The sequence below is a fragment of the Sphingomonas arvum genome, from assembly GCF_026013565.1.
GTDB lineage: Bacteria > Pseudomonadota > Alphaproteobacteria > Sphingomonadales > Sphingomonadaceae > Sphingomicrobium > Sphingomicrobium arvum.
In genome coordinates this window covers 626,847-653,191 of sequence record NZ_JAPDOB010000001.1, presented here as the reverse complement: position 1 = coordinate 653,191, position 26,345 = coordinate 626,847, and the positions used below count along the sequence as shown (strand labels likewise).

At 67.4% G+C, this 26,345-nt stretch carries 24 protein-coding genes; 12 read left to right on the top strand and 12 right to left on the bottom strand.

Going from position 1 to position 26,345, the window contains the following annotated elements; translation table 11 throughout:
- Window positions 1–6: 6 nt before the first annotated feature.
- Entirely contained in the window at window positions 7–1,371 is a 1,365-nt protein-coding gene (gene radA, locus OMW55_RS03195) for a DNA repair protein RadA (protein ID WP_264881984.1), read from the bottom strand.
- An 89-nt stretch (window positions 1,372–1,460) separates the two neighbouring features.
- On the opposite strand from radA, the gene OMW55_RS03190 reads away from it, so the two are divergent.
- The gene (locus OMW55_RS03190) at window positions 1,461–2,345 is read left to right on the top strand and encodes an alpha/beta fold hydrolase (RefSeq protein WP_264880767.1); all 885 of its coding nucleotides are present in this window, start codon (window positions 1,461–1,463) and stop codon (window positions 2,343–2,345) included.
- A gap of 100 nt (window positions 2,346–2,445) precedes the next feature.
- Here the strand turns inward: OMW55_RS03190 and OMW55_RS03185 are convergent, their stop codons facing one another.
- On the bottom strand, window positions 2,446–2,622 hold the full coding sequence (locus OMW55_RS03185; RefSeq protein ID WP_264880765.1) for a hypothetical protein: 177 nt from the start codon (window positions 2,620–2,622) through the stop codon (window positions 2,446–2,448).
- Between the two features lie 53 nt (window positions 2,623–2,675).
- Window positions 2,676–3,500 (bottom strand): phytanoyl-CoA dioxygenase family protein, encoded by an 825-nt coding sequence (locus OMW55_RS03180; RefSeq protein ID WP_264880763.1) that lies wholly within the window; start codon window positions 3,498–3,500, stop codon window positions 2,676–2,678.
- Between the two features lie 207 nt (window positions 3,501–3,707).
- Here OMW55_RS03180 and OMW55_RS03175 point away from each other — a divergent pair, with 207 nt between their 5' ends.
- Window positions 3,708–4,541: a hypothetical protein gene (locus OMW55_RS03175; RefSeq protein WP_264880761.1), complete on the top strand. Its 834-nt coding sequence runs from the start codon at window positions 3,708–3,710 to the stop codon at window positions 4,539–4,541.
- Window positions 4,542–4,558: 17 nt separating this feature from the next.
- On the opposite strand, the gene OMW55_RS03170 is transcribed toward OMW55_RS03175, so the two are convergent.
- A complete protein-coding gene (locus OMW55_RS03170) occupies window positions 4,559–4,990 on the bottom strand; it encodes a hypothetical protein (protein WP_264880759.1) in 432 nt (143 codons plus the stop codon).
- A gap of 115 nt (window positions 4,991–5,105) precedes the next feature.
- On the opposite strand from OMW55_RS03170, the gene OMW55_RS03165 reads away from it, so the two are divergent.
- The 3 genes from OMW55_RS03165 to OMW55_RS03155 all read left to right on the top strand — a co-directional run bounded on the left by OMW55_RS03165 (window position 5,106) and on the right by OMW55_RS03155 (window position 10,070).
- Window positions 5,106–6,386 carry an MFS transporter gene (locus OMW55_RS03165; RefSeq protein ID WP_264880758.1) on the top strand — a complete coding sequence of 427 codons (1,281 nt, stop codon included), beginning with the start codon at window positions 5,106–5,108 and terminating at the stop codon, window positions 6,384–6,386.
- Window positions 6,383–7,306, top strand: a complete 924-nt coding sequence (cysK, locus tag OMW55_RS03160; RefSeq protein WP_264880757.1) for a cysteine synthase A — start codon at window positions 6,383–6,385, stop codon at window positions 7,304–7,306. Before OMW55_RS03165 ends, cysK begins: the two co-directional genes overlap by 4 nt.
- A 79-nt stretch (window positions 7,307–7,385) precedes the next feature.
- Window positions 7,386–10,070: a putative bifunctional diguanylate cyclase/phosphodiesterase gene (locus OMW55_RS03155; protein WP_264880755.1), complete on the top strand. Its 2,685-nt coding sequence runs from the start codon at window positions 7,386–7,388 to the stop codon at window positions 10,068–10,070.
- Between the two features lie 3 nt (window positions 10,071–10,073).
- On the opposite strand, the gene purF is transcribed toward OMW55_RS03155, so the two are convergent.
- Entirely contained in the window at window positions 10,074–11,525 is a 1,452-nt protein-coding gene (gene purF, locus OMW55_RS03150; RefSeq protein WP_264880754.1) for an amidophosphoribosyltransferase, read from the bottom strand.
- A gap of 224 nt (window positions 11,526–11,749) precedes the next feature.
- Between purF and OMW55_RS03145 the strand changes: the two genes are divergently transcribed.
- The 3 genes from OMW55_RS03145 to OMW55_RS03135 all read left to right on the top strand — a co-directional run bounded on the left by OMW55_RS03145 (window position 11,750) and on the right by OMW55_RS03135 (window position 14,746).
- Window positions 11,750–12,160, top strand: coding sequence for a hypothetical protein (locus OMW55_RS03145; protein WP_264880753.1), 411 nt, complete (start codon window positions 11,750–11,752; stop codon window positions 12,158–12,160).
- Window positions 12,161–12,232: 72 nt separating this feature from the next.
- A complete protein-coding gene (locus OMW55_RS03140; protein ID WP_264880751.1) occupies window positions 12,233–14,029 on the top strand; it encodes an acyl-CoA dehydrogenase C-terminal domain-containing protein in 1,797 nt (598 codons plus the stop codon).
- A 12-nt stretch (window positions 14,030–14,041) separates the two neighbouring features.
- Window positions 14,042–14,746, top strand: coding sequence for an SDR family NAD(P)-dependent oxidoreductase (locus OMW55_RS03135; RefSeq protein ID WP_264880750.1), 705 nt, complete (start codon window positions 14,042–14,044; stop codon window positions 14,744–14,746).
- On the opposite strand, the gene OMW55_RS03130 is transcribed toward OMW55_RS03135, so the two are convergent.
- From OMW55_RS03130 to OMW55_RS03100, 7 genes are all read right to left on the bottom strand, one after another.
- The gene (locus tag OMW55_RS03130; RefSeq protein WP_264880749.1) at window positions 14,743–15,891 is read right to left on the bottom strand and encodes a serine hydrolase domain-containing protein; all 1,149 of its coding nucleotides are present in this window, start codon (window positions 15,889–15,891) and stop codon (window positions 14,743–14,745) included. The genes OMW55_RS03135 and OMW55_RS03130 overlap by 4 nt on opposite strands.
- Window positions 15,888–17,138 carry an SAM-dependent methyltransferase gene (locus tag OMW55_RS03125; RefSeq protein WP_264880748.1) on the bottom strand — a complete coding sequence of 417 codons (1,251 nt, stop codon included), beginning with the start codon at window positions 17,136–17,138 and terminating at the stop codon, window positions 15,888–15,890. The genes OMW55_RS03130 and OMW55_RS03125 overlap by 4 nt, the downstream gene beginning before the upstream one ends.
- Before the next feature lie 8 nt (window positions 17,139–17,146).
- Complete coding sequence (locus tag OMW55_RS03120) at window positions 17,147–18,508, bottom strand: cryptochrome/photolyase family protein (RefSeq protein ID WP_264880747.1); 1,362 nt, start codon at window positions 18,506–18,508, stop codon at window positions 17,147–17,149.
- 58 nt (window positions 18,509–18,566) lie between these two features.
- Window positions 18,567–19,523 carry a metal-dependent hydrolase gene (locus tag OMW55_RS03115; RefSeq protein WP_264880745.1) on the bottom strand — a complete coding sequence of 319 codons (957 nt, stop codon included), beginning with the start codon at window positions 19,521–19,523 and terminating at the stop codon, window positions 18,567–18,569.
- Window positions 19,523–20,188 carry a spermidine synthase family protein gene (locus OMW55_RS03110; protein ID WP_264880743.1) on the bottom strand — a complete coding sequence of 222 codons (666 nt, stop codon included), beginning with the start codon at window positions 20,186–20,188 and terminating at the stop codon, window positions 19,523–19,525. The genes OMW55_RS03115 and OMW55_RS03110 overlap by 1 nt, the downstream gene beginning before the upstream one ends.
- A 24-nt stretch (window positions 20,189–20,212) precedes the next feature.
- On the bottom strand, window positions 20,213–21,232 hold the full coding sequence (locus OMW55_RS03105) for a 2-oxoacid:ferredoxin oxidoreductase subunit beta (protein WP_264880742.1): 1,020 nt from the start codon (window positions 21,230–21,232) through the stop codon (window positions 20,213–20,215).
- A gap of 70 nt (window positions 21,233–21,302) precedes the next feature.
- The gene (locus OMW55_RS03100; RefSeq protein WP_264880740.1) at window positions 21,303–23,288 is read right to left on the bottom strand and encodes a 2-oxoacid:acceptor oxidoreductase subunit alpha; all 1,986 of its coding nucleotides are present in this window, start codon (window positions 23,286–23,288) and stop codon (window positions 21,303–21,305) included.
- 70 nt (window positions 23,289–23,358) lie between these two features.
- On the opposite strand from OMW55_RS03100, the gene OMW55_RS03095 reads away from it, so the two are divergent.
- The 4 genes from OMW55_RS03095 to OMW55_RS03080 all read left to right on the top strand — a co-directional run bounded on the left by OMW55_RS03095 (window position 23,359) and on the right by OMW55_RS03080 (window position 26,307).
- Window positions 23,359–23,970 carry a hypothetical protein gene (locus OMW55_RS03095; protein WP_264880738.1) on the top strand — a complete coding sequence of 204 codons (612 nt, stop codon included), beginning with the start codon at window positions 23,359–23,361 and terminating at the stop codon, window positions 23,968–23,970.
- Between the two features lie 62 nt (window positions 23,971–24,032).
- A complete protein-coding gene (locus OMW55_RS03090; RefSeq protein ID WP_264880736.1) occupies window positions 24,033–24,956 on the top strand; it encodes an alpha/beta hydrolase in 924 nt (307 codons plus the stop codon).
- A 117-nt stretch (window positions 24,957–25,073) separates the two neighbouring features.
- Window positions 25,074–25,805: a hypothetical protein gene (locus tag OMW55_RS03085; RefSeq protein ID WP_264880734.1), complete on the top strand. Its 732-nt coding sequence runs from the start codon at window positions 25,074–25,076 to the stop codon at window positions 25,803–25,805.
- A gap of 31 nt (window positions 25,806–25,836) precedes the next feature.
- Window positions 25,837–26,307: an RNA pyrophosphohydrolase gene (locus tag OMW55_RS03080; protein WP_264880732.1), complete on the top strand. Its 471-nt coding sequence runs from the start codon at window positions 25,837–25,839 to the stop codon at window positions 26,305–26,307.
- Window positions 26,308–26,345: the final 38 nt, after the last annotated feature.

The window sequence follows — 26,345 nt, the reverse complement described above, 5'->3', positions numbered from 1 at the left end:
TGCGGGCTAGCGCCCGAGGATACGCTCGACAAGCTGGCGCAGTTGCCCGAACCGCGCCGTCCGGATGCCCGCGCTTGGTTCCACCCCGCCCGGCACCCACGCTTCCTCGAAGCCCAGCTTCGCCGCTTCCTTGAGCCGCAGCGGCGTGTGCGCCACCGGCCGCACCTCGCCCGACAGAGCCACTTCGCCCAGCACCACCGCCTCCGCCGGCACCGGCCGCTCCGACAGCGCGCTGACCAGCGCCGCCGCCACGGCCAGGTCGGCCGCCGGGTCCTGCAGGCGGTAACCGCCGGCCACGTTCAAATAGACTTCCGTGGTGGCGAAGCTCACCCCGCAGCGCGCCTCCAGTACCGCCAACAGCATGGCGAGCCGCCCGCCATCCCAGCCCACCACCGACCGGCGCGGCGTGGCCCCGCTCGCCAGCCGCATAGTCAGCGCCTGGATCTCGATCAGGACCGGCCGGGTGCCCTCCAGCGCCGGGAAGATCGCCGTGCCACTGACAGGATCGTCACGCTTGGTCAGGAACAGCGCCGACGGGTTGGGCACCTCGTTGAGGCCGGCGCCTTCCATGGCGAACACGCCGATCTCGTCCGTGCCGCCGAAGCGGTTCTTCACCGCGCGCAGGATGCGATACTGATGGCTGCGCTCGCCTTCGAAGTTGAGCACGGCATCGACCATATGCTCCAGCACGCGCGGCCCCGCGATGCTGCCGTCCTTGGTGACGTGCCCGACCAGGATGAGCGCCGTGCCGCGGTCCTTGGCGAAGCGGATCAGCTCCTGTGCGCTCGCCCGCACCTGGCTAACGGTGCCCGGCGCGCCTTCGATCAGGTCCGAATGCATGGTCTGAATGGAGTCAATCACCAGCAGGGCCGGGGCGGATCCTTCACCCAGCGTGGTCAGGATGTCGCGCACGGAGGTGACGGACGCCAGCCGCACCGGCGCTCCCGCCGCGCCCAGTCGAAGAGCGCGCAGCCGCACCTGGTCGACCGCTTCCTCGCCCGAGATATAGACCGCGCCGCGCCCGCTCCGCGCGATGCTCGCCGCCGCCTGCAGCAGCAGGGTCGACTTGCCGATGCCGGGATCGCCGGCCAGCAGCATGGCCGAACCCGGCACCAGCCCGCCGCCAACCGCCCGGTCGAACTCGGCGATCCCGCTCGGCACCCGCTCGGGCAGCGCCACCGCCGCATCCAGGCCGACCAGCTCGACCGCTCGGCCGCCGCCTTGCAGGTCGTGCTTGGCCGAGAACACCGTCACGTTGCTCGCTTCCTGCACCAGCGTGTTCCACTCGGCGCAGTCGGGGCACTGCCCCTGCCAGCGCGACTGGGCCGACCCGCAGGCCTGGCAGACGTATCGGGATTTCAGCTTCGCCATCGAGACGAGGCGTAGAACGGAAGCGGAACGCATGCAACGGACTGCCAAGCGGGCCGTTGGCGAGTTTCCATCCCATCAGGAGACACCCCATGCCTTATGCCAAGGCCAAGGACGGCACCATGCTCTACTACAAGGACTGGGGCCGAGGCGATCCGGTGGTCCTGCTGCACGGCTGGCCGCTAACCGGCGACACGTTCGACGACCTGGCGATCAAACTGGTCGAGGCGGGCAAGCGCTGCATCATCCCCGACCGCCGCGGGTTCGGCCGCTCCGAGCAGCCGTGGGACGGCTACGACTACGACACGTTCGCCGATGACGTGGTTGCCATCCTGGAGGATGCGAACATCAGTCAGCCGGTCGCGTTGGTTGGCTTCTCCATGGGCGGCGGCGAGGTCGCGCGGCTCGTGTCGCGGCAGGGCAAGGGCCGGATCAGCGCCGCTGTCCTCGCCAGCTCCGTCGTGCCTCGGGTGGTCCAGGGGGACGATTACCCGGACGGCGTGCCGCAGGCCAAGCTCGATGAGATCACGGCCCAGATGCAGACCGACCGCGCCGGCTTCCTCCAGACCTTCCTGAAGCAGTTCTACGGCGTCGGCTTCGTCACCCAGCCGATCAGCGATGGCGTGCTGGACGCCGGCTTCCACCAGGCGATCATGGCCGGCGCCCGTTCGACCTATGCCGCCGCGCAGGCCTGGGCGACCACCGACTTCCGCGGCGACTTGCCCGCGTTCGAGGGCATCCCCACCCTCATCCTCCATGGCACAAGCGACAAGAACGTGCCGTTCGAAGGCACCGGTAAGAAGGTCGCCGAGGCCCTGCCCCACGCGCAGCTCATCACGTATGACGGCAGCCCGCACGGCATCTTCGAGACCGACAAGGACCGCTTTGCCCGGGACGTGGTCGGGTTCCTGACGCAAAACAATGGCCGTAAGGCTGCGGACCAGTCGGGCAGCGCGATCCCGCTCACCGCACAATAGCCGCCCGGACGTCGGAGCCCGACTGACGGGCTCCGACGTCCGAAAATCAGGCTGTGCGCAAGCGCCCGCTCTGGGCCGGATCGTTACCGGTGATTGCCTTTCAGCCCTTGGCGACACCGTACTGCACGGCCCAGCCGAGCGCATAGGTCGCGACCACCGGCGCCAGCAGTCGGATGGCGCTCTCCGCCACCGTGCCCATGATCGCGCCCTTGATCCCGCTGTCGCCATCGCCGCGATCGATCGCCGCGCCGATCAGCGCACCCAACATATTGGCCATTTTCAACTCCTTGCGTGAACGCAGGTGGAGCGCACGGGCCAAGGCCCGGTTCCTCAGTATGTCGGCTGCAGCAGTCCTTCGATCACATGGTGCTGCTCGATCATCTCCAGCCGCTCCACTACCCGGCAGGTGAGATGGTCGCGCACCCGCGGCGGCAGGCTGTCGAGATAGCCCCGAGTCACCTGCAGGTCGTGGTGATGCGCGTTGGTCCCATCGGGCGCGTCCACCCCCACCACCAGCACCGGCCTCGGCTCGTCCGAACGGTTCGCGGTTCCGCGATGGATGGTCAGCGCCGACCGCGCCGAGATGTCTCCCCGCTGTGGCAGCTTCTGCACCGCCCGCCCCTCATATCGGCCCCACAGCGTACGGTCCGGAAACATGTCGTCCTTGGCACCGGCGATGTCGTCCCACTGCGTGCCGGGCGCGACCTCGAACGGCCCATGCTCCTCGCGCGTGTCGACGGTGGTCAGGTTGAACGCCAGGCTGTTCAGCCGCCGTCCGACCACCGTTTCCGGCGGCGCCTTGAAATCGCGGTGCCACGGCTGGTCGGCCGCGCCCGGGAACGGGATGTCGAACCCGATCTCCACGATCCGGTAGTCCGGCCCAAGCACCGCCTCGCATACTGCGACGAACCACGGGTGCGCGGCAATGTCGACGAACCCGCCGATGTCCTCTGGTGAGCATTCAACGTAGAAGCGGTGCGGCCCACGGGGCAGCGCCCCACCCGGCTTGTCCTTCACGCGTTCCCACACCCGCCAGACGTCGGCCGCCAGGCGGTCCGCCCACTCCGGTGCGAAGGCTCCCTTCAGGCCGATGATTCCGTCGCCGTAGAGCCCGCCCATGATGGCGGCCACATCATGCTCATGCCCGTCCGCCATTCCTCACGCACTCCTCGACTCCGTTGACCACCCGAGTCTGGCGTGACCACCCGCGCAAGTCGAGCCGCCCGTCTTCCATCGTCCGATCAGCGGTTGGTCGACGACGATTGGCGGTCCATAGGACGTAACGACGGTTCGTAGAACGCTGCTTCGGCTCGGGGAGCCGCGCGTGGCACTCGCAAGGCCCAGCAAGAGAGGAAAGCAAGCATGGCGTTCGTTCTGTTGTCCCTCGCCACGGCGACCATGCAGGTCACGGCGCCCGCCGCAGATCCGGCACCTACGGTGGTGGTCACCGGCCGCCGAACGTTGGACGAGGCGCAAACGCGCCAGGCAGTCAATGCCGTGTCAGCTGGGAGCGAGCTGCAGATGGCGCGTTACCACGACCCGGTCTGCCCACTGGTTACTGGCCTTCCGGCCGAGGCCGGCGCGCTGGTGCAGGACCAGATCCGCGACATTGCCCGCCAGGTCGGTCTACGCACGGCGCCCGCCCGTTGCGACGCCAACCTGATCGTGATGATCGCGGGCGACGGCCAGCTGCTGTTCGGCGACATTCGCAGGAACCGCCCGGAGTGGCTGAACGGCCTGTCCCGCCGCGACATCGAGGCGCTTGCCAGCGCCAAGGGTCCGGTCCGCGCCTGGTCGGTCACCAGCCTGCGCAACGAGGACGGCGTCAGCCTCACGCCGTCAAAGGATGGCTCGGCGCCCGCCACCTTGCGGGTCCAGTCAGCGTCCATCCTCAAGCAGCCGACGCGACAGCAGCTCGACGGGTCGGTGATCATCATCGACCGCGGGTCGCTGAACGGCCGCACTCTAGGCCAGATCGCCCATTATGCCGCGATGCGCGGCCTGGCCATGACCCGCCCGCCCGCTGGCAACGAGGTCGGGACCGTCCTCAGCACCTTCGACAATGCCGCCGCGCCGCGCTCGATGACGGCCTTTGACCTCGGCTATCTCAAGTCGCTCTACGCGAGCGATGGCCGCGACACCGGCGCACAGGATCGCCGCCGCATGGCCAGAACCATCGCCGAGGCCGGCCGCTGAGCCGACCGCCTTGCAGGTCAGGCTGCCTTGGCCCGCCCTATGTCGTCGTCGTCATTGGCAGGCTGGGCGGTACGAGCGGTTCTGGCGGGTCCTCGTGACTGCCGCTGGTTGCCACGCCCTCGGCGTGCGGGTCTCTTCAGGTGCAGCCTCAACGACGACAGGCTCGTTCTAAGGCTGTTGAGAGCACTGCCGGTCCAAGCGCAGATGAGCAGGTCGTAATAGACCGACATGTCGACGGCGTAAGCGAGCGCCAGTTCCGCGGAGCCGAGGATCGCCAGGCTTTGCCCTGCGCAGAGCAGGATCACGACAAGGATTATGTGCCGCCGCTCGAGCTTCCGCATAGCGTCCATCGGTAGCTCGACCAGATACTTCACAAGCGTGCGCGCAAACGGCGTATCCGGGAAGAACCGAACAGCAGCGGCAGCAAACAACAGAAATCCCAGGATCATGAATTGATTGCTCCGGACCTCTTACGTGGAGGAGCCTACAACTGTCCGCTCGCGACCGCCAGCCGCGACATCCTCCCCGATTGCTCCCCGGCGTACCCGCCGCTAAGCGCCACCGGTGCCTAGTTCCCCCCTTGCGATCCGCGACTTTCAGCTGTTCTGGATCGCGCGCTTCTGCGCCGTGCTCGCGACGATGGGGATGGTCGTCATCATCGGCTACCAGGTCTATGACGTCGCCAGGGCCCAATATGGCATGTCGATCCGCGAGGCGTCTTTCGTCCTCGGCCTCCTCGGCGCGGTGCAGTTCGTGCCGCTCGCCATCCTCACCCCCGTCGCGGGTTGGGCCGCCGACCGCTACGAGCGTCGCACGGTGGCGCGACTGGCCAATAGTATGGATGCGGGCATTGCGCTTGCCCTCGCGCTCGCAACCTACAACGGCTGGTTGAGCCTGCCGCTGCTGTTCACCCTGGCCGCCCTGCACGGTGTGGCGCGGGTGTTCACCGGGCCGTCCATGTCGGCCATCGCACCCAACATCGTGCCGCCCGAACTGCTGCCCAAGGCGATCGCCCTGTCCTCCATCGCCTGGCAAGGTGCCACTGTGGCGGGCCCGGCGATCGGTGGCTTCCTCTACGCCGCCCATCCCTCGGCTCCTTACTGGACGGCCGCGGCGCTGATGTGCCTCGCCATCCTAGCGCTGACTCCGATCCGCCGCATCGTGCCCCCGCAGATGGAGGGCCACCCCCACCCGATCCGCCAGATGATCGAGGGCCTGACCTACGTCCGCGGCCATCGCTTCCTCCTGGGTGCCATCACGCTGGACCTGTTCGCCGTGCTGCTGGGCGGCGCCACCGCGATGCTGCCGGTGTTCGCCCGCGACATCCTCCAAGTCGGAACGGAAGGGCTGGGCCTGCTCCGCGCGGCACCCGCCGTCGGCGCGGCCCTGGTGGCTGCGGTGTTCGCCGTCCGACCGCTCAAGCAGAACGTAGGGGTCAAGATGCTGTGGGCGGTTGCAGCCTTCGGCTTGACCACGGTCGTCTTCGGCCTCTCCCGCAGCCTGCCGCTGTCACTGCTTGTTCTTGCATCGCTCGGCGCGGCCGACATGCTGTCGGTCTACGTTCGCTCCTCCCTTGTCCAGCTGCACACCCCCGACACCATGCGCGGCCGGGTTTCGGCGGTGTCGGGCCTCGCTATCTCCGCCTCCAACGAGCTTGGCGAACTCCAATCCGGCCTGTTCGCCGCGCTGCTCGGCCCGGTTGGCGCCGTGGTGTTTGGCGGCGGCGCGGCCATTGCAGTTGCGGGGGCGTGGTCCCAATTGTTCCCCGAACTCAGGCGGGCGCGAACCTTCGACCCGCCGCCAGAGGTGCTTGCCAGGGCCGTCGAAGAGGAGAAACCCGCGTGAAGGCCAACAATATTCTTCAGACCATCGGCCGCACCCCGCACATCCGCGTGCAGCGGCTGTTCGGCGACCAGGCCGAAGTGTGGATCAAATCCGAGCGGAGCAATCCCGGCGGCTCGATCAAGGACCGCATCGCTCTTGCGATGATCGAGGATGCCGAGCGGGGCGGTCAGCTCAAGCCCGGCGGTACGATCGTCGAGCCGACCAGCGGCAACACCGGCATCGGCCTGGCGATGGTCGCAGCCGTCAAGGGCTATCGGATCATCCTGGTCATGCCTGAAAGCATGAGCCTGGAGCGGCGGCGCGTGATGCTCGCCTACGGCGCAACGTTCGACCTGACGCCCAAGGAAAAGGGCATGAAGGGCGCCATCGCCCGCGCGGAGGAGATTGTGGCGGCGACGCCTGGCGCGTGGATGCCGCAGCAATTCGACAACCCTGCCAACATCCAGGTCCATCGTAGGGAGACGGTGAACGAAATCCTTGAAGACTTCCCGGACGGCTTCGACGCGCTGATCACCGGGGTCGGCACCGGCGGCCACATCACCGGCGTGGCGGAGGTGCTCAAATCAAGGTTTCCGAACCTGAAGGTTTTCGCCGTCGAGCCGACCCTCTCCCCGGTCATCTCGGGCGGGCAGCCTGGTCCGCATCCGATCCAGGGCATCGGGGCTGGCTTCGTTCCTTCCAACCTTCACACTGACCTGCTCGACGGCACGATCCAGGTCGATCCGAACGACGCCAAGGAAATGGCCCGCCGCAGCGCCCGTGAAGAAGGCATGCTGGTCGGGATCTCGTCGGGTGCGACGCTCCAGGCGATCAAACAGAAGTTGCCCGAACTTGGTGAACGGCCGCGGGTGCTCGGATTCAATTATGACACCGGCGAGCGCTACTTGTCGGTGCCTGACTTCCTTCCCGAACAGGGTTGAAGCCGATTTAACGATGCCGCCGGTGTAATCCGTTAACGGGTTTCGCTTACCTGCTTTCTGCTAAGAAAGTGGGTGAGCAATGAGGCGAACGCGCCTTGGAGTGGTGATGGAGGAACGCGGCCTGGCGCCGCGTGCCTCCGTGCGCGAGGCCCTGCTGTTCGACGTCGCCCCGGCGGAGACCGAAGGCGACCGGACGCTCGGCGCTCGCCGCATCCGCACCTTCAACAGCGCGCCCCTGCTCCTCGCCGCAACTCACGGCGTGGTCGGCCTGACGGTCGTCTGGCAAGGCGTCGATGGGTCGTCGTGGGGCGAGGTGTTCACCGCCCTGCTGCCGCTGATCTTGGCCATGCTGCTCGATGGCGGGGTCGCTTTGGCCCTCGGCTTTCACCGTCGCTTCGGCCTTGCCTCGCATGCGGTAGGCAGGCTCGCCATGGCCTATCTCGCCGCCTCGGGCGTGCTGTGGATGCTGTTCGCCAGCGCGGCGTCCCATTTCGACGGGCTCGACAATGCTAGCTTCCTGCCCCTCGTGCTCGGCGCGGGTGTTGCCATGCGCGGGCTGGTCAGCATCGGCTCTCCACCCTTGTCCGTCATTAACGCCCTGGTCGCGAGTGTCGGCGCCTTTCTCTTTTCCGGCAGCACCAGCGTAACCGCCACGATTTCCGGGCTCAGCCTGCTAGCAGTCGGATACAGCATCGCGGTCACCCGCACGATGCTGGCCAGCGCGCGCCGCCGGCTCCAGCTCGACTCGCTGGCGCAGAAAGCCCTTCATTTCGTCGAGGAATTCGAAACCTCCGGCCGAGGGTGGTTCTGGGAAACCAACCCCGCCGGCACCCTGTCCTACGTCTCGCAGCAGCTCGCCGATGACTTCAAGACCACCCCCGAAGCGCTGCTTGGCCGCCAGTTCACCGATCTTCTGTCAGTCGACGTCAGCCCAAGCGACACCATGCGCGAAGAACGCACCCTCGGCTTCCACCTGTCGGCCCGCTTCCCTTTCTCCGATGTAGTCGTGAGGCCGGCCAGCGAGGAGGATGTCCATTGGTCATTGTCGGGCAACCCGATTTTCGACGAGCACGGTCGCTACCTTGGCTTCCGGGGCATCGGCACCGACCTGACGGAGCAGCGCCGGTCGGAGCAGGAGATCACTCGCCTCGCCCGGTTCGACTCGCTGACCGGTTTGCCCAACCGCGCAATGATGCGCCACACGCTGGACGAGGCGCTGCGCAACGCCGCCCGCCGCCAGCGCGCGTGCTCGCTGTTCCTGATCGACCTTGACCGGTTCAAGAACGTCAACGACACCCTCGGCCATCCGGCGGGTGACGCACTGCTGAAACAGGTCGCCCAACGCCTGACCAGCGTGCTTGGCGACCACGGCAAGGTTGGGCGCCTCGGCGGCGACGAGTTCGAGGCGGTATTGCCAGGCGCGGCCGAAGTCGGCCTGCTCGAAAGCCTCGCCCGCGCGCTCATCGCGGAAGTGTCCCGCCCCTATGAACTTGAAGGCCACCGCGTCACCATCGGGGCAAGCGTCGGCATCGCCATCGGCGATCCCGGTCGCGCCTGTGCCGACAGCCTGATCCGCAACGCCGACCTGGCGCTCTACGCCGCCAAGGCTGCCGGCCGGGGTAAGCATTACTTCTACGAACCGGCCATGCATTCGGAGGCGACCGACCGCCAGCACCTGGAGAACGACCTGCGGGTCGCCATGGAGCGTGACGAGCTCAGCGTCTCCTACCAGCCGATCATCCGGGCCGCGGGCGAGGAAGTGTCCGGGTTCGAGGCGCTGGTGCGCTGGCGCCATCCGATCCGCGGCAACATCTCGCCGGCCAAGTTCGTGCCACTGGCCGAGGAATGCGGCATGATTGGCAAGGTCGGCGAGTGGGTGCTCCGCCAGGCCCTGCATGAAGCCGCGAAATGGCCCGACCGCGTCCGCGTCGCCGTCAACCTGTCACCTATCCAGTTTAACGATCCGCGCATCGTCGAGGTGGTGCAGAAGGCGCTGGAGGTTACCGGCGTCAATCCCAATCGACTGGAGCTCGAGATCACCGAAGGCGTATTCCTGGCCGATAGTGATGCCACGGAGGAGACCTTCACCCGCCTGAAGAAGCTGGGCGTGCGGCTCGTCCTTGACGACTTCGGAACAGGATACTCGTCGCTGGGCTACCTGCGCCACGCCCCGTTCGACAAGATCAAAATCGATCAAAGCTTCGTGCGCGGTGCGGCCAGCGTGAAAAGCCGCAATGCCGCTATCATCCGCGCCATCGTCACCCTCGCCGACAGCCTCAAGATGGACACGGTTGCGGAGGGCGTGGAGACCCACGACGACCTCGCGCTGATCCGCGAACTCGGCGTCGCCCAGGTGCAGGGCTTCATCTTCGGCCGCCCGACCGACGGCGCCGGCGCGCTGAAGCTAGCCCAAGCCATGTCGGTCGAGGCCGACGGCCATCAGTGCATCCGCCAGCCGCGCCAGCGCCTGATGCGCCGGGCGATCGCCGCCATTCACGGGCAGGTGCGCGAGGTCCGCCTCCGCAACATTTCCGCCTTCGGCACCTTGGTCGAATGCCAGGTGCCGGTCGCCCCCGGCGCTCGCCTGACGCTCGACATCGTCGGCGTTGGGCCGGTCAGCGGCACCGTCCGCTGGGCGCAGAAGGACCGGTTCGGAATGAAGTTCGAGAGCGAGTTCGACCTGACCCGCCTGGCGCCCCGGCCCGCTCGCGGCAACGAGGCGACCATGCTGAAGCCATGGTACCTTAACCAGGCAGCTAACTGAGCCTCAACGCGAGGCCACTACCCGCAACGCCGACTGCGCCATCTCCTTGTCGGTGAGGTCCGTCAGCCGGGTCGGGTAATCGCCGGTGAAGCACGCATCGCAGCGTTGCGGCACCGCCGGGTTCCGCGAGTCGCCCAGAGCGCGGTACAGCCCGTCGATGCTGATGAACGCCAGACTATCGGCGTTGATGTACTTGGCCATGGCCGCCACATCCATCTGCGCCGCGAGCAGCTTGGCCCGCTCGGGCGTGTCGACGCCGTAGAAACAGCTGTGGCGGGTCGGCGGCGAGGCGATCCGCATGTGCACCTCGGCCGCGCCGGCGTCGCGCATCATCTGCACGATCTTCACGCTCGTCGTCCCGCGCACGATCGAATCGTCGATCAACACCACCTTCTTGCCGCGGATCAGCGCCGAGTTGGCGTTGTGCTTGAGCTTCACGCCCAGGTGCCGCACTTCCTGGCTCGGCTGGATGAACGTCCGCCCGACATAATGAGAGCGGATGATCCCCAGCTCGAACGGAATGCCGCTCGCCTGGCTGAAGCCGATGGCCGCCGGCACGCCGCTGTCCGGCACCGGCACGACGATGTCGGCCTCCACAGGCGATTCCCGCGCTAGCTCCGCCCCGATGTTCTTCCGGCTCTCGTAGACGGAGGTTCCGTCCACCACGCTGTCCGGCCGGCTGAAATAAACATGCTCGAAAATGCAGGGCCGCGGTGACGCAGAGACGAACGGCCGGAAGCTGCGGACCCCGTCACCGTTCACCAGCACCATCTCGCCCGGGCCGACGTCCCGTTCGTAGTGAGCGCCTATGACGTCGAGCGCGACAGTTTCGCTGGCGAAGATCACCGAGTCGCCAATCCGCCCCATGACCAGCGGCCGGATGCCGAGCGGGTCGCGGCAGGCGATCAGCCCCGCCTCCGTCAGCATCAGCAGAGAATAGGCGCCCTCGACCTGGTTCAGCGCGTCGACGATCCGGTCGAGCATCTGCGTGTGGTGCGAGGTCGCGACCAGGTGGATGATTACCTCAGTGTCCGACGTCGACTGGAAGATCGACCCGCGCCGGTTGAGCGTGCGGCGCAGCTTCATCGCATTGGAGATGTTGCCGTTGTGCGCCACCGCGAAGCCGCCGTCGGCCAGTTCGGCGAACAAAGGCTGAACGTTGCGCATCGCCGAGCTGCCCGTGGTCGAGTAGCGCACGTGCCCGATCGCCGTCCGTCCGGGCAGCGCGCGGATCACCTCATCCTTGTCGAACGTGCCCGCGACATGCCCCGCCGCCCGGTGCGAGTGGAAGCCCGCCGCGTCCATGCTGGAGATGCCGGCCGCCTCCTGCCCCCGGTGCTGCAGCGCATGCAGCCCCAGCGCCACGAAGCTGGCCGCGGCATCGGCATTCCAGATGCCGAACACGCCGCACTCCTCGCGCAACTTATCGTCGTCGAAGGGATTCGTCGTCAGCATTGCCGCCCGCCCGCTGCCAGAAGTGCCGTGCCTATAGGAGAAGCCCGCGCCTTTGTCGCCTGACTCATGAATGGAGCTTGAAGCCGGGTCGTCTCGCCATTGAACAACCGGGTTGCGCCTGCCATGGCCACGCCATGCCGCGCCGCGCAGACTGCCAGCTATCCCGCGCGTACGCGCCTGGGCACGAGCGCCGCCCACTTCGTCAGCATGCCGGGGTATCCGCCTTGGCGGTTTGCGCGCTGCTCCTCGCTGCCTGCGGCAAAGAGGAAGCGGCCACGAACGAGGCCGCCGCGACCGCGCCAGCCCCGGCGGAGAGCGACATGATTGTTTTCGCCGACGGCGCCCGCGACCGGCTGTGCCTCAAGGGCGGCCAGGTGGCCTTCATCACCTATGCCCGCGCCGGCAACGCCAACTGCACCCTGCGCGGCACGCTAGCCAATGGTCGAATTCAGCCTGACGGGGACGGCGCCTGCACCATCGCGTTCGCCCGCACTGGCGACCGGGCCACGCTTGGCGCCGCCGGCCCCGCCTGCGCCTACTATTGCGGCCCGGACGTCAGCTTCACCGACAAGTCCTTCACTCGCCTGCCCTCGCCCGAGCCCGTCACCGACCTCGCCGGCGATCCGCTGTGCTGACATTCTTGTTGATTTGCCGCGGCCTGCCCACCTAGAGCCGACACCTGACCGCCTTTTTGCCGGAGTTGTGAGATGCCCGTCTACACCGCACCCGTTCGCGACACCCGCTACCTGCTCGACCACATCGTGGAGATGGGAAACTACGGCAACCTGCCTGGCTTCTCCGATGCCACCCCCGACATGGTGGAAGCCATCCTGACCGAAGGCGCCCGCTTCTGCGAGGAAGTGCTGACGCCGTTGAACCGGGTCGGCGACGAGGAAGGCTGCACCCGCCACGAGGACGGCAGCGTCACCACCCCCGCAGGCTTCAAGGACGCCTATAAGCAATTCTGTGAGCTGGGCTTCACCTCTCTCTCAGCTCCCGCCGAGTTCGGCGGCCAGAACATGCCGCACGTGCTGGCCACCGCGATCTCCGAATACATCCTCTCGGCCAACCAGAGCTTCGAGATGTACAACGGCCTGACCCAGGGCGCGATCGCCGCCATCCTGGTCAAGGGCTCGGACGAGCAGAAGGCCAAGTATCTCCCCAACATGGTCTCCGGCCAATGGACCGGCACCATGAACCTGACCGAGCCGCATTGCGGCACCGACCTCGGCCTCCTCAAGACCCGCGCCGAGCCGCAGGCCGACGGCAGCTATAAGATCACCGGGACCAAGATCTTCATCTCGTCCGGCGAACACGACATGGCCGACAACATCGTCCACCTGGTCCTGGCCAAGATTGCCGGCGCCCCGGACAATGTGAAGGGCATCTCGCTGTTCATCGTGCCCAAGTTCATGGTCGGGGACGACGGCTCACTGGGTGAGCGCAACAGCCTGTCGTGCGGCTCGATCGAGCACAAGATGGGCATCCATGGCAACTCGACCTGCGTGATGAACTACGACGGCGCGACCGGCTATCTGGTCGGCGAGCCGGAGAAGGGCCTTGCCGCCATGTTCATCATGATGAACGCCGCCCGCCTCGGCGTCGGCCTACAGGGCCTAGCGCAGGGCGAGGTCGCCTACCAGAACGCCGTCGCCTACGCCAAGGACCGCCGCCAGGGCCGCGCGCTCCGCCCCGACCAGCGCGATCCGGACGCCAAGGCCGACACCCTGTTCGTCCATGCCGACGTCCGCCGCATGCTGCTGGAAGCCAAGGCCTTCAACGAGGCGGCGCGAGCGCTGGTACTGTGGGGCTCGCTGCAGGTTGACCTGTCGCGCAAAGGGGCCACGGAGGAGGAGCGCCAGGCGGCCGACGACATCATCAGCCTGCTGACGCCCGTCATCAAGGGCTACCTGACTGACAAGGGCTTCGAGGCCGCGGTCAACATGCAGCAGGTGTTCGGCGGCCACGGCTACATCCGCGAATGGGGCATGGAGCAGTTCGTCCGCGACGCCCGCATCGCCCAGATCTACGAGGGCACCAACGGCGTCCAGGCAATGGACCTGGTCGGCCGCAAGCTGGCCAAGGACGGCGGACGGGGCGTCCGGCTGTTGCTCGAGACCATCACCCGCGACATCGCCGAGACCCGCGCCGCGGGCGACCCGGCCGGGATCGCGGCACCATTGGAGCAGGCGCTTGGGCACCTTCAGGCCGCGACCATGTGGATGGCGCAGAACGGCATGCAGGACCCGAATAACGTCGGTGCGGGCGCGGTGCCGTACATGCACCTGATGGGCCTGGTGACGCTCGGCTGGATGTGGCTCAAGATGGCCAATGTCAGCGCCCGGCTGGAGAACGAGGCCGGCGAGGACGCCAGCTTCCACCAAACCAAGCTCGCGACCGCCCGCTTCTACGCCCAGCGCGAGCTGCCGCGGGCGAGCGCCTATCGTGGGCAGATCGAGGCCGGCGCCGAAAGCGTCATGGCCTTGCCAGTCGAGGCGTTCTAAACGCCTCGACCCATGACTGATCTGAACGGCAGGCTGGCGCTGGTCACCGGCGCCTCGCGCGGCATTGGCGCGGCCACGGCGGAGGCGCTGGCGAAGTCCGGCGCCCACGTCATCCTGGTCGCGCGCACCGCCAAGGCGCTGGAGGATGTGGAGGAGCGCATCCACGCTGCCGGCGGCTCGGCGACCATTGCGCCGCTGGACCTGACCGACACCGACGCGATCGCCAAGCTGTCGGAGGCGGTGGCGGAGCGCTGGGGCAAGCTCGACCTACTGATACTCAACGCCGCAATGCTGGGTAGCCTAACGCCGGTGCAGGACATCGACGCGAAGGAATATGGCCGCATCCTCAACACCAACCTGATCGCCAACCTGGCGCTGATCGCCGCCTTCGACCCGCTGCTGAAGAAGGCCGATCGGGCGGAAGTTATCGGTGTCACCAGCTCGGTCGGCGCCACCCCTCGCGCTTTCTGGGGTGCCTACGGGTCGAGCAAGGCCGCGCTCGAAGGCCTGCTCGGCGCATACGCGGACGAGACCGCCTATTTGAAGCGCCTGCGCGTCACCATCCTCGACCCGGGCGCCACCCGCACCCGCATGCGCTCCCTCGCTTTTCCCGGTGAGGAGCCCGATCAGGTCAAGCCGCCCGAGGTCGTCGCCGAGCGCGTGCTGGTGCTGCTTGGCGAGGAACGCGAAACCGGAGCCCGCGTCCGCGTCGACTAGCGCTTTGCCGCCTCATCCAACCGCTTGAAGAAGGCTGCCCGTTCGGCGCTCAGCTTCTCATCGGTCGCCTTCGGCCACGCAGCCACGGCGGCAATCACCAGCCCGCGGCTAGGGTCAACCCAGATCTGCTGCCCGAAGATGCCGCTGGCGCGGTAGCCGAACGGCTCGATCCACCAGAAGTACCCGTAACCGCGCCCTGCCTGAGGGAATGGCTGGTGAATGGCAGTCGCGTCCTTGACCCACCCCGGCGCGACCAGCCCGCGCCCGTCCTCCACCATCAGCTGGCCCAGCCGGGCGTAGTCGCGCAGCCGCATGGACACGCAACAACCAGCCACCTCGCGGCCATGCTCGTCGACTTGCCAATGGGCATCGGCCTCCATCCCGTACGGCCGCCAGACCTTGAGCGAGGCATAGCGCGCGATCGGCATGCCCACGGCGCGGGAGAGGATGGTCCCGGCCAGGTTGGTCTCGCCAGTATTGTAGTTGAACCTCGACCCCGGCGCCGCCGCCCGGCCGAGCGTCTTCATGTAGGCCGTGATGACGTCCTCGTTGGCAGCCACCGGGCGCGAGAACATCTGGGCGACGTCGCTCTTCGGATCGGTATAGTCCTCGTTCCACCGTGCGCCTGACGACATGGTCAGCACCTGCCGAACCGTGACCCCGTCGTAGGCGCTGCCCTTCATCTCCGGAATGAAGCGCGTGACAGGGTCGTCCAGCCGCAGCTTGCCCTCCTTCGCCGCCGCCCCGAACAGGGTCGACGTCAGCGACTTGGCGACCGAGAAGCTGGTCCAGCGCTGGGTCGGCCCGAACCCGCGGGCGTAGCGTTCAAGCCGCACCCGCCCATCCTGCAGCACGATCAGCCCGGCAACGTTCTGGGCCGCGATGAACCGGTTCACCTCCGCCGCGCTGACCGGCAGCGGCCGTCCGGCGGGCAGCGGCCGAACCCGGCCACCGGCCTTGATGACGACCGTTGGAAAGATTTGCTCCATCCGCCGGAAGTTCGCGTCCCGCTGCGCCTGGCTCCAGAACAGCACTTCCGCACCGGCCCTGCGCAGCGCCTGCCGGCTGGCGGGATCGGCCGGAACCGGCTTCTGGGCAGCCGCCGGCGCGGCCAGCACTAGGGCAAGAGTGAGCAATCGCTTCATTGGCTCTCCTTCACCATGGTAACCTGCGCGACATCGATGCCGTGCCCGCGAAAGCCCCCTTCGCAATACATCAGGTAATAGCGCCACAGCTGATGGAAGCGTTCGTCGAAGCCGTCCAGTCGCCCCGCCCGCTCCGCGCCGTCGTAGCGCTCGCGCCAGAGCCGCAGCGTCTCCGCATAGTCGAGCCCGAAGCCGTCGCGCTCGACCCACGACAAGCCACGCTCCACCGCCAGCGCCGCGAAACGCGGCTCGTGCAGCAGCATGCCGCCGGGGAAGATGTAGGTCTGGATGAAATCGGCGCTCGCCGCATAGCGGTCGAACAACTCGGGCCGAATGGCGATGAACTGCAACGCAGCGCGTCCGCCGGGCCGGAGCGCTCCCGCGATCGCATCGAGGTAAGCCGGCCACCAGCGCTGCCCGACGGCCTCCACCATCTCGACCGACGCGACCGCGTCATAGGTCTGGCGGTGCTCGCGATAGTCCTGCAGCCTGATAGCGACGCAGTCCGATAGGCCCTCCTCCGCGATCCGCCGCTCCGCCCAATCCTTCTGCTCGGTCGACAGGGTGAGCCCCGTCACCGTCACACCCCGCCTGGCCGCTTCGATCGCCAGCGTGCCCCACCCGCAGCCGATCTCCAGCAGCCGATCGCCGGGCTTGAGCTTCAGCCGGTCGAGCAGCAGGTGAACCTTGCGCAGCTGCGCCGCCTGCAGGTCGTCGCCGGCCGCGAACCGGGCCGCCGAATAGGTCATCGTCGGATCGAGCCACGCCGCATAGAAGTCATTGCCGAGGTCATAGTGCGCGGCGATGTTCTCCCGCGCCTGCCCCGGCCCGTTGTCGCGCCACTGGTGCGCCAGCCAGTTCACCAGCCGGAACGGCCCCTTGGCCCGCGCCGTGCCGCCGAGGCTCGCAGCATTGAGCATGAACAGCTCGAACAGCGGCACCGGGTCGGGCGACGACCATTCGCCGCGCTCCCACGCCTTGTACCAGCCGACACTGCCGGACGTCGCGAGCCGCACCAGCGCCAGCCAGCTGTGCAGGTGGACGACCGGCTCGGGTCCAGGCGCGTGAAACCCGAGATTGCGCTGGTCGCCGGATGGCAGCGTCGCATGGATGCCGCCCTGGCGCAGTCGCTCGTGCAGCTGGTCCACCATCCGCGCGAACGGCGGAGCGGCCAGCCGCCCGAGCAGGCCGCCACCGGTGACGAACGTCCGATCAGCGTTGAGAAGGTGCGCGCCGCGGGAGGCCATGCCTGCCCTTAGCCGCCGCCGCGCGCCTTGCGAAAGGCCCGAAGCGCGCGCTCCCGCCCGTCGCGGTGTCCAACCAGCGGTTCGGGGTAGCCGGCCGGCGCCACGCGCCGCCCCCATGGATCATGGATGTCCGCGTCAGGCAGCTGCTTCAATTCCGGCACCCACCGGCGGATATACTCGGCCGCGCCGAACCGCTCCGACTGGGCGAGCGGCGCCATGATCCGGTAGAACGGCTGGCTGTCGAAGCCCGTCCCGGCGATCCACTGCCAATTCTGGCTGTTGTTGGCGTAATCGGCGTCGACCAGCGTGTCCCAGAACCACTGCGCGCCGCGCCGCCAGTCGAGCAGCAGATGCTTGACCAGGAAGCTGGACGTAACCAGCCGCGCCCGGTTGTGCATCCAGCCGGTGACCCACAGCTGGCGCATCCCTGCGTCCACGAGGGGGTAGCCGGTGTACCCCTTGCTCCATGCCGCGAAATCGCTTTCGGCCTGCTTGCCCGTGCGGTGCGGAAGAGCCAGCGGCCGCTGCTCGCGCGTGCCCATGTCCGGGTCGGCGAGGATCACCGAGCGGGAGAAGTCCCGCCAGGCCAGCTCGCGCCGGAACTTGTCGCCGCTCCCCGCCCCGACGCCATGCCACACCTGCCGCGGACTGATTTCGCCATGGTGAAGGTGGGCCGACAGGTTGGACGTGCCGACCTCGGCCGGCAGGTCGCGGCGGTTGGCGTAGTGCTCGGCCTCGGCCGCGAACCGCTTCAGGTGCTTGAGCGCGCCCGCCTCGCCCGGCTCCCACACGTCGAAGCCGGTGGCCCAGTTCGGCCGGGTCGGAAGCAGCTCCCAATCTTCGAGCCGATCGCTCGGCGGCAGCTTGCCCGGCGCGGTGAGCTTTCGGGGCGCGGGCTCAGGCTCCGGGGGCGGCAAGTGGCTTTCGAGTGTGCGATAGTAAGGGCCGTAGATCTTGAATGCGCCGCCCGAGCCCGAGCGGATGTCCGAAGGTTCATGCAGCACGTCGCCTTCGTGCAGGGTCAGCCGCTCACCGAGTTCCCGCTCCGCCCCGACCCACCAGGGTTCGTAATGGCGCGTGGCGTGGATGGCGGCTGCGCCACTCTCCTCGGCGACCTGCGCCACTATCTCGGCGCTGCGGCCGCGGCGCAGGGTCAGGGCGCCGCCGCGCGCCTCCAGTTCATTCGCAAGGCTGGCGAGGCTGCCGTGCAGCCACCAGCGCTGCGCACCACCGATCTTCCACTCCCCCGGCGTCTCGTCGTCCAGCACATAGAGCGCCAGCACCGGCCCGGCCACAGCGGCGGCGGCGAAGGCGGGTTGGTCTGCGAGGCGGAGGTCCTGACGGAGCCAGACGAGTTGCGTATCGGCCATGGTCCGGCTTCAACGACGAAGCGGGCAATACGAACCATGCGGCCGTTGGGCGGTATGCTCAGTCGAGCGGGACCAGGAAGCTTGCCCGGCGGGCCGCGCGTCGCACCGAAGGCGGTACCGCTGCCGAACGGATCGGGCCGTAATAGCGCTGGTCCGACAGGTAGGTTCTGCCTGCTTCCTCCACCACGATCGGCATCCGCGACCAATAGAGAAAGGACCGGAGGGAGCGGCGCTCTCGCCTGGCTCGCAGGAAATGCGGATTGTCAAATCCAAGCGGACGAATGGACGGATCGATGCTGAGCCCGCCGGCGGGTGAGAAGCGCCCGGAACCCCACCGCGCCCTGTCGCGCCAGGCCATGGTCCGCTCCCAGAACGCGAGTGGCGGCGGGCTGGCGACGATCAGCACGGGTTCGATCCCCCGCCGCCGCAATGCTTCGGCCATGGTCCGCTCAGCATAAGCGCTCAAGCCGACGTTGCCGGCGATGTAGGCAAGCAGCAGAACGCCCGCGACCTGGGCGGGAGCGCCGGGATGCGGCCGATCGCGGCGATAGCGCCGTGCCGACAACAGGATCCCGCCGATCAGCAGCAGCCAGTAGACCCAGTCGACGATGAAGATGGCGTTCGCCGAATACCAGCCGCGGTCGAACGGCGTGAACAGATTGACCGCATAGGTCGTCAGCCAGTCGAGGAACGGATGGCTGTAGGTCGCCAGCAAGGTGGCGAGCAACAGTGGACCGGCCCGGAACGGCGGCGCGCCCGCTTCCCCGGGCCGCCAGCGATCGTACAACCACAGCAGGCCGACGATGGCGGCGGCAAGCAGCGGCGGCGCCCACAGCGCATGGGTCGGTCCGCGGTGGAAGGCGATGTTGTCGACCGGGAGGAACAGCGGCGCGAACACGTCGATGTCAGGCGCATTGGCACCCAGGATGCAACCGGCCATGGCCAGCCTGGACGAACGCTTCAGCCCGATCTGCCCGAGCAGTGCTCCGGCAAGGCTGTGCGTGATGTTGTCCATCAGCGCGGAGTGGCGAACCAGATGTGATGGCGCGGACCCTTGCCGTTGGCGCGCGCGCGGACGACCTCTTCCTCGACGCGGAAACCGGCGCTGGCCAGCGTGCGGCTGAAGCGCGCGTCGGAGGATGCCGACCAGATGGCGAGCAGCCCGCCGGGCCGTAGCGCCTGGCGCGTGACTGCCAGCCCGCCGGGCTCGTACAGCCACTGGTTCTGCGCCCGGACGAGCGCATCCGGCCCATTGTCCACGTCGAGCAGGATCGCGTCCCACCCACCCCCGGCGATCTCGTTTGTCACGTCCCGCAGAGCGACCGTCACTCGCGGGTCGTCCAGGCAGCCATCCGTCAGCGCCGCCATCGGCCCGCGAGCCCAGTCAATGATCTCGGGCACCAGCTCGGCCACGGTCACCCGCGCGTTCCCGGGCAGGCGCGCGAGCGCCGCACGCAGGGTGAAGCCCATGCCATAGCCGCCGATCAGCCAGCGCTGACCCGGGCGACTGCCCAAGCGGTCCGCTGTCATCGTCGCCAGTGCTTCCTCCGATCCCGACATGCGGGTCGACATCAGCTCTTCCCGCTCCAGCAGGATCATGTGATCCCCACCGCGCGAATAGAGCCGCATCTCGGGCCCATTCGGGATCTGGGCGGACGCGATCAGGGTACGCGGGATCATGCCGACACCCCGCACGCCTGGCAGCTATTCAGCGCGTGGTTCCTTTTCCACCATCCAGCTCTGGCCTTTGCTGACCAGCGCCTGCAGGTCCGCCTTCTTGCCGGCCGCAACCGTGTGGTTCTGCTCCAGCACCGCCGCTTCGAACGTCGGCGCCGGATCGTCGTAGAGGACGCCGAGGGCGACGGGGAAGCCCTGCCCCGGCATCTCGACGAGCAGGTGGGCGAGCATGCGGTTGGCCGGATCGTGGGTCAGCACGGCCGGGTCGTCGCCCGCAACCACGCGCAAGCTGAGCGTGTCATGATCCAGCGCGATACCCTTGGTGCCATCGGCGAACAGCATCTTCTCGCCCGGCTTCAGCCACAGCTGCATCTCGCTTGCGACCTCACGGGCGGTGAAGGGTGCGAAGACGTCGTCGTTGTAGACGACGCAATTCTGAAAAATTTCGACGAACGCCGCGCCCCGGTGGGCATGCGCGGCCTTGAGCACGTCAGGCAGGTTCTTGTTGACGTCGATGCCCCGCGCCACGAACCGCGCACCGGCGCCCAGCGCGAAGGCGCACGGGCGCGCCGGCCGGTCGACCGAACCGAACGGCGTGGACGGCGAGCGCGTGCCGGGCCGGCTGGTCGGCGAATACTGCCCCTTGGTCAGGCCGTAGATCTCGTTGTTGAACAGCAGGATCTGGCAATCGAGGTTGCGGCGCAGCACGTGCATCGTGTGATTGCCGCCGATCGACAGCGCATCGCCATCGCCCGTGATGATCCACACGTCGAGCTCGGGATTGGCCAGCTTGATCCCGGTCGCCACCGCCGGCGCGCGGCCGTGGATGGTATGGAAGCCGTAGGTCTCCATGTAGTATGGGAAGCGGCTGGAGCAGCCGATGCCTGAGACGAACACGGTCTTCTCACGCGCCACGCCAAGGTCCGGCATCGTCCGCTGCACGGCTTTCAGCACCGCATAGTCGCCGCAGCCCGGGCACCAGCGGACTTCCTGATCCGTCGCCCAGTCCTTCGCGGTCGTCTTCTCGATTTGCGTCAGTTCGTTCATCGCCACAGCCAATACAGAAGTGCCAGGATCACGAGGAGCATCATGATCAGCGGAAATGGGTTGATCGGCTTCACCGCGCCAGGCCCTCGCGCACGTTGCTGCCGTCGTCATGGCCGGAATCGCCTTCAGGCAGCTGCGTCGAGTCGGAGCGAAGATTGCCCGGCGCCGTTCCCTCCAGCGCCTCCGCGATCGCTCCCTCGATCTCGGCGATCCGGAACGGCTGGCCGCTCACCTTGGTCAACGAGCGCGCGTCGACCAGATATTGGTCGCGCAGGACGGTCTTGAGCTGTCCCGCGTTCATCTCCGGCACGATCACCCGCCCGAAGCCATGCAGCAGCTCGCCAAGGTTCGCCGGCAGCGGCCAGATATGCCGGATGTGGACGTGCGCGACATCGGCGCCACGCGCCCGCATTCGCCGCACCGCCTGGTGGATGGGCCCGAAGGTCGAGCCCCAGCCGACCACCGCCAGGGCCGCCCCGGGCTCGCCCAGGCAGACGTCCTGATCTGGAATGTCTGCGGAGATGCCGAGCACCTTTTGGTGCCGCAGTCGCGTCATTTCGGCGTGAGCGCCCGGCGAATAGTCGAGATCGCCGGTGCCCGGGTTCTTCTCGATCCCGCCGATCCGGTGCGTGAGGCCGGGGGTACCGGGCTTGATCCATGGCCGGGCCAGCCGCTCGTCGCGGGCGTAGGGCAACAGCTTGCCATCGTCCGCGCGCGGCGCTTCGCCGTTGGCGAACGTCACCGGGAAGGCCTCGTAGCCGCTCATGTCGGGCACGCGCCACGGCTCGGCGGCATTGGCGATATAGCCGTCGGTCAGCAGCATGACGGGGGTCATGTAGCGCGTCGCGATGCGGCAGGCCTCGATCGCGCAGTCAAAGGCGTCGGACGGCGAGCGGGCGGCGATCACCGGCAGCGGCGCGTCGCCGTTGCGGCCGTACACCGCTTGGTAGAGGTCCGACTGCTCGGTCTTGGTCGGCAGGCCGGTCGAGGGCCCGCCGCGCTGGGAGTTGACGATCACCAGCGGGAGCTCGGTCATCACCGCCAGGCCGATCGCCTCGGTCTTGAGCGCGATGCCGGGCCCCGACGAAGATGTGACGCCCAGGCTGCCGGCGTAGGATGCGCCGAGCGCGGCGCAGATCGCCGCGATCTCGTCCTCCGCCTGGAAGGTGGTGATGTCATACTCCTTCAACCGGCTGAGGTGGTGCAGCAACGGCGAGGCCGGCGTGATGGGATAGGAGCCGAAGAACATCGGCAGGTGCGCCAGCTGCGCGCCCGCCACCAGCCCCAGCCCCAGCGCTTCGGCGCCGGTGACGGTGCGATAGAGGCCCGGTTCGGCCGGCGCGGCAGCGATGTGGCGCGGCTTGACCGCGGCGCCCATCTCCACCGTCTCGCCGTAGGCATGGCCGGCGTTCAGCGCGGCGATGTTGGCTTCCGCCAGCTGCGGCGCCTTGGCGAACTTCGTCTTGAGCCAGTCAACGATCGGCTCGCGGCTGCGGTCGAACATCCACAGCGCCAGCCCCAGCGTCCACATGTTCTTGCAGCGCAGCGCCTCCTTGTTACCGAGGCCGAACGGCTTCACCGCATCCATGGTCAGCTGGCTGATGTTGAATTTCACCAGCTGCCACTTGGCGAGGCTCTCGTCCTCCAGCGGATTGGCGTCGTAGCCGGCCTTGGCGAGGTTACGTTGCGAGAACTCGCCCTCGTCGGCGATGATCAGGCCGCCTTCACGTAATGCCGCGACGTTCACCTTCAGCGCGGCCGGGTTCATGGCGATCAGCACGTCCGGCTGGTCGCCCGCCGTCTCGATCGCGGTCGAGCCGAAGTTGATCTGGAACGCCGACACGCCGAACGTCGTGCCCTGCGGTGCGCGAATCTCGGCCGGGAAATCGGGAAAGGTCGCCAGGTCGTTGCCGGCCAGCGCGGTCGACAGCGTGAACTGCCCGCCGGTCAGCTGCATCCCATCACCGGAATCGCCTGCAAAGCGAACGACAACCGCTTCCTGGTGCGGCTCGGCATGGGACTCTTCGGGGGTCAGTAAGTGGGTGGCCGCGGCCATCGGTCGTCCTGAGGATGTGGGGTTTGCCCTGATCTAGACTCTCTGAGGCGATTTTGCGAGCGTTGATGCCATGCCGATCTTGCCTCTGAGTGCTGCCGCCTTGGCCCTGTCGGTGCCGAGCGCTGGCGGAAGTCTGAAATACACCGACTACCCGGAGTGGGCGCTCCGGGCGGAGGCCTCGGCAGCCAGCCTCGTCAGCCTGTCCCTTACGCCCGGTGGCAAGCTCTTCGCGTGCAGAAGTGAACAGGAGCTGGGGGACCCACGCCTCGCTGGCGACATCTGTTCACTGCTGCGCGGACGACGGTTCCCGCATGCTACCCTGCGGGACGGCACTGCCTCCTACGCCCGAGTCCAAGAGCTCATCCGATTGTTCCTTCCCGACACGAGCGATGGTGGGCGGATCGCGTCGCTTCGGGCGAGCCCGAATGCGGAATTCCAGGTCAAGTCGCTTAACGGCCAGCCGAGCGCCGACGTGGACGTCGTGCTTGCGGTGAACGCCAACGGCTCGATAACCGACTGCGGCCCAAAGAGCGGGGGGACCAGCGCGCTGATCAAGGCCGCGTGTAGTCAGTCCAGCTCATTTCAGGTCCCTGCCATGACCGACGAGAGTGGCAGAGCGGTGCCGTTCGTTACCAATTGGCGCGTTCGGTTCAGCGTTCCACCTCCACGCCTGAGCAAGTAGGTCGGGTTCGCCCGATTGGTCAGGCCATCAATCTCGATTGCCCCGCGAGCAGAAGGAACAGCATGAGCCAGCCATTCGTCCGCCCCGATGTCCGCGCCTTCCTCGATTATCTGAACGGCCTCGATGGCCCGCGCAGCCACCAAGTCAGCCTCGAGCAGGCACGCGGCATGATGCATGCGTCGCGGCATGCATTCGACGCCGAGGTCGGGAAGCTGGCCGTGATCCGCGACATCGCCGGCGGGCCCTGCCCCATGCGGCTGTTCGACGCACGGGCGGAGCGCGGGCCGGGGCCAGTGATGGTCTTCTACCATGGCGGCGGCTTCGTGCTGGGCGACATCGACACCCATGCGCCCTTGTGCGCCGAGATCGCGCGGCTGCTCGACCTACCGGTCATATCGGTCGACTATCGGTTGGCTCCGGAGCACCCGTTTCCCGCCGGCGTGGAGGACGCGATCGCATCGGCGCGCTGGGTGGCCGGGAACCCGCCGGAACTCGGACGGGCGGCGACCGGGCTGATCCTGGCCGGCGACAGCGCGGGTGGCAACTTCACAATCGTCGCTGCCCTGGCGCTCCGGGACGAGCCGGCCGCTGTGCCGGTGATCGCGCAATGGCCGATCTACCCGGCCGCGAACCCGACGGAGGGGTATCCAAGCTTCACCGACTTCGGTGAGGGCTATCTGCTTACGCGCGAGGGGATGAACTGGTTCGACCAGTGCTACGCGCCCGACGCGAAAGACTGGCGCTACGACCCGCTGCACCAGAACCAGCGCGGGATACCGCCGACCCTGGTAGTGACCGCCAGCCTCGACCCGATCCGCGATCAGGGCCGCGCCTACGCCGCCGCGTGCGCCCAGGCCGGCGTATCGGTAGTCTACCTGGAAGCGGAGGGCACGATCCACGGCTTCATGAACCTGCGCAAGTCGCTGCCGAGCGCGCAAATCGACCTGGAGCGGTGCTGCGCGCACCTGAAGGTCATGCTGCTCTGACCATGCGAATTCGGGCGCTTTTTTGCGAGTTTCGCCCCACTGAGCTACGTTGGGCACGCTTGCCGAGCGGTGGTGAGCGAGGGGGCTGCGATGTGGCATCGTCGACTCGCCACGAACTTGAAGGCACAGAACTGGACTGCCATCGCTATCGACTTCGTGCTGCTGGTTCTCGGCTTCCTCGGCGTGCTGGCGGCAAACTGGAATCAGCAGCGGCTTGAAGACAGGCAAACGAAGGAGTTGCTCAGCCAAGTCGGCGAAGAGCTGAAGCGCTACGAAGGCAACCTCGGGCAAGTGCCCCGCTATTACGACATTCCCGCGCGCTATGCCGACGTCGCTTTCCGCGGGTGGAGCGGCGATCCATCCCTTTCCGATCGCGACTTTGTCATTGCCGCTTACCAAGCCAGTCAGGTAACCGGAGCCGCATCCGATGGAATGGTCATCGCGCAGATGTTTGGCGCTGACCGGCTCCGGACCATCAAGGATCCCGGCGTCCGCCGCGCGCTTGGCGAGGTCATCGGCTTCGACAAGACTCCGATGCAATTGTCGGCGGTCCTGACGCCGTATCGCCAGAACGTGCGCAAGCTCATCCCGGACTCGGTCCAGAATTCCATTCGGGGCAGCTGCGGGGACAGACCGCAGCCCGGAACCAACCGGCCGGAGCTCCCCGCGAAATGCAACATCGTCATACCTGCGGACGTCGCTGCACAAGGCAGCGCAACGCTGCGAGCGCATCCGGAACTCATGCAGGAGTTGCAATGGCATCGCGCTGCCGTCGCGAACCAGATCTACAACGTCCGCGACTTCCAAGTGCGCTTACGCAGGTTCCTGAGTGCACTCCCTGCCAGTTGATCGAACGGTCCCGCATCCCCAAAGAACTCGGATGACCAACCAAAACCAGTACCGCCGGGGTGTCGGCGTGATGCTCTTGAATGCCGATAGGCAGGTCTGGGTCGGGCGCCGGATCGATAACACGGACGAGGCCTGGCAAATGCCGCAGGGCGGGATCGACGAAGGCGAGCAGCCGTGGGAAACCGCGTTGCGCGAACTGGAAGAGGAAACCGGCATCCCGCCGCACCTCGTCGAACGGATTGCCGACCACCCGGAGCGGCTGCGGTACGACCTGCCGGAAGAGCTTCGTTCCAAGCTGTGGGGCGGCAAGTGGCGGGGCCAGGAGCAGGACTGGTTCCTGTGCCGCTTCCTCGGCCGGCAGAGCGACGTCAACATCGCCACGAAGCATCCGGAGTTCTGCGATTGGAAGTGGATCGACCCCCGCGACCTTCCCGACATCATTGTGCCGTTCAAGCGCGACCTCTACCGCTGCCTGATCGAGCACTGGGCCGAGTTTTTCTAGCAGTGTGGCCTTCCCGCGTACGGCTCGCTAGAGCCGTC

Bases quoted from the DNA above. Each gene is read 5' to 3' on its own strand.
- radA (WP_264881984.1), bottom strand. From the start codon at position 1,371: ATGGCGAAGCTGAAATCCCGATACGTCTGCCAGGCCTGCGGGTCGGCC.
- OMW55_RS03190 (WP_264880767.1), top strand. From the start codon at position 1,461: ATGCCTTATGCCAAGGCCAAGGACGGCACCATGCTCTACTACAAGGAC.
- OMW55_RS03185 (WP_264880765.1), bottom strand. From the start codon at position 2,622: ATGGCCAATATGTTGGGTGCGCTGATCGGCGCGGCGATCGATCGCGGC.
- OMW55_RS03180 (WP_264880763.1), bottom strand. From the start codon at position 3,500: ATGGCGGACGGGCATGAGCATGATGTGGCCGCCATCATGGGCGGGCTC.
- OMW55_RS03175 (WP_264880761.1), top strand. From the start codon at position 3,708: ATGGCGTTCGTTCTGTTGTCCCTCGCCACGGCGACCATGCAGGTCACG.
- OMW55_RS03170 (WP_264880759.1), bottom strand. From the start codon at position 4,990: ATGATCCTGGGATTTCTGTTGTTTGCTGCCGCTGCTGTTCGGTTCTTC.
- OMW55_RS03155 (WP_264880755.1), top strand. From the start codon at position 7,386: ATGAGGCGAACGCGCCTTGGAGTGGTGATGGAGGAACGCGGCCTGGCG.
- purF (WP_264880754.1), bottom strand. From the start codon at position 11,525: ATGCTGACGACGAATCCCTTCGACGACGATAAGTTGCGCGAGGAGTGC.
- OMW55_RS03140 (WP_264880751.1), top strand. From the start codon at position 12,233: ATGCCCGTCTACACCGCACCCGTTCGCGACACCCGCTACCTGCTCGAC.
- OMW55_RS03135 (WP_264880750.1), top strand. From the start codon at position 14,042: ATGACTGATCTGAACGGCAGGCTGGCGCTGGTCACCGGCGCCTCGCGC.
- OMW55_RS03130 (WP_264880749.1), bottom strand. From the start codon at position 15,891: ATGAAGCGATTGCTCACTCTTGCCCTAGTGCTGGCCGCGCCGGCGGCT.
- OMW55_RS03125 (WP_264880748.1), bottom strand. From the start codon at position 17,138: ATGGCCTCCCGCGGCGCGCACCTTCTCAACGCTGATCGGACGTTCGTC.
- OMW55_RS03120 (WP_264880747.1), bottom strand. From the start codon at position 18,508: ATGGCCGATACGCAACTCGTCTGGCTCCGTCAGGACCTCCGCCTCGCA.
- OMW55_RS03115 (WP_264880745.1), bottom strand. From the start codon at position 19,523: ATGGACAACATCACGCACAGCCTTGCCGGAGCACTGCTCGGGCAGATC.
- OMW55_RS03110 (WP_264880743.1), bottom strand. From the start codon at position 20,188: ATGATCCCGCGTACCCTGATCGCGTCCGCCCAGATCCCGAATGGGCCC.
- OMW55_RS03105 (WP_264880742.1), bottom strand. From the start codon at position 21,232: ATGAACGAACTGACGCAAATCGAGAAGACGACCGCGAAGGACTGGGCG.
- OMW55_RS03100 (WP_264880740.1), bottom strand. From the start codon at position 23,288: ATGGCCGCGGCCACCCACTTACTGACCCCCGAAGAGTCCCATGCCGAG.
- OMW55_RS03095 (WP_264880738.1), top strand. From the start codon at position 23,359: ATGCCGATCTTGCCTCTGAGTGCTGCCGCCTTGGCCCTGTCGGTGCCG.
- OMW55_RS03090 (WP_264880736.1), top strand. From the start codon at position 24,033: ATGAGCCAGCCATTCGTCCGCCCCGATGTCCGCGCCTTCCTCGATTAT.
- OMW55_RS03080 (WP_264880732.1), top strand. From the start codon at position 25,837: ATGACCAACCAAAACCAGTACCGCCGGGGTGTCGGCGTGATGCTCTTG.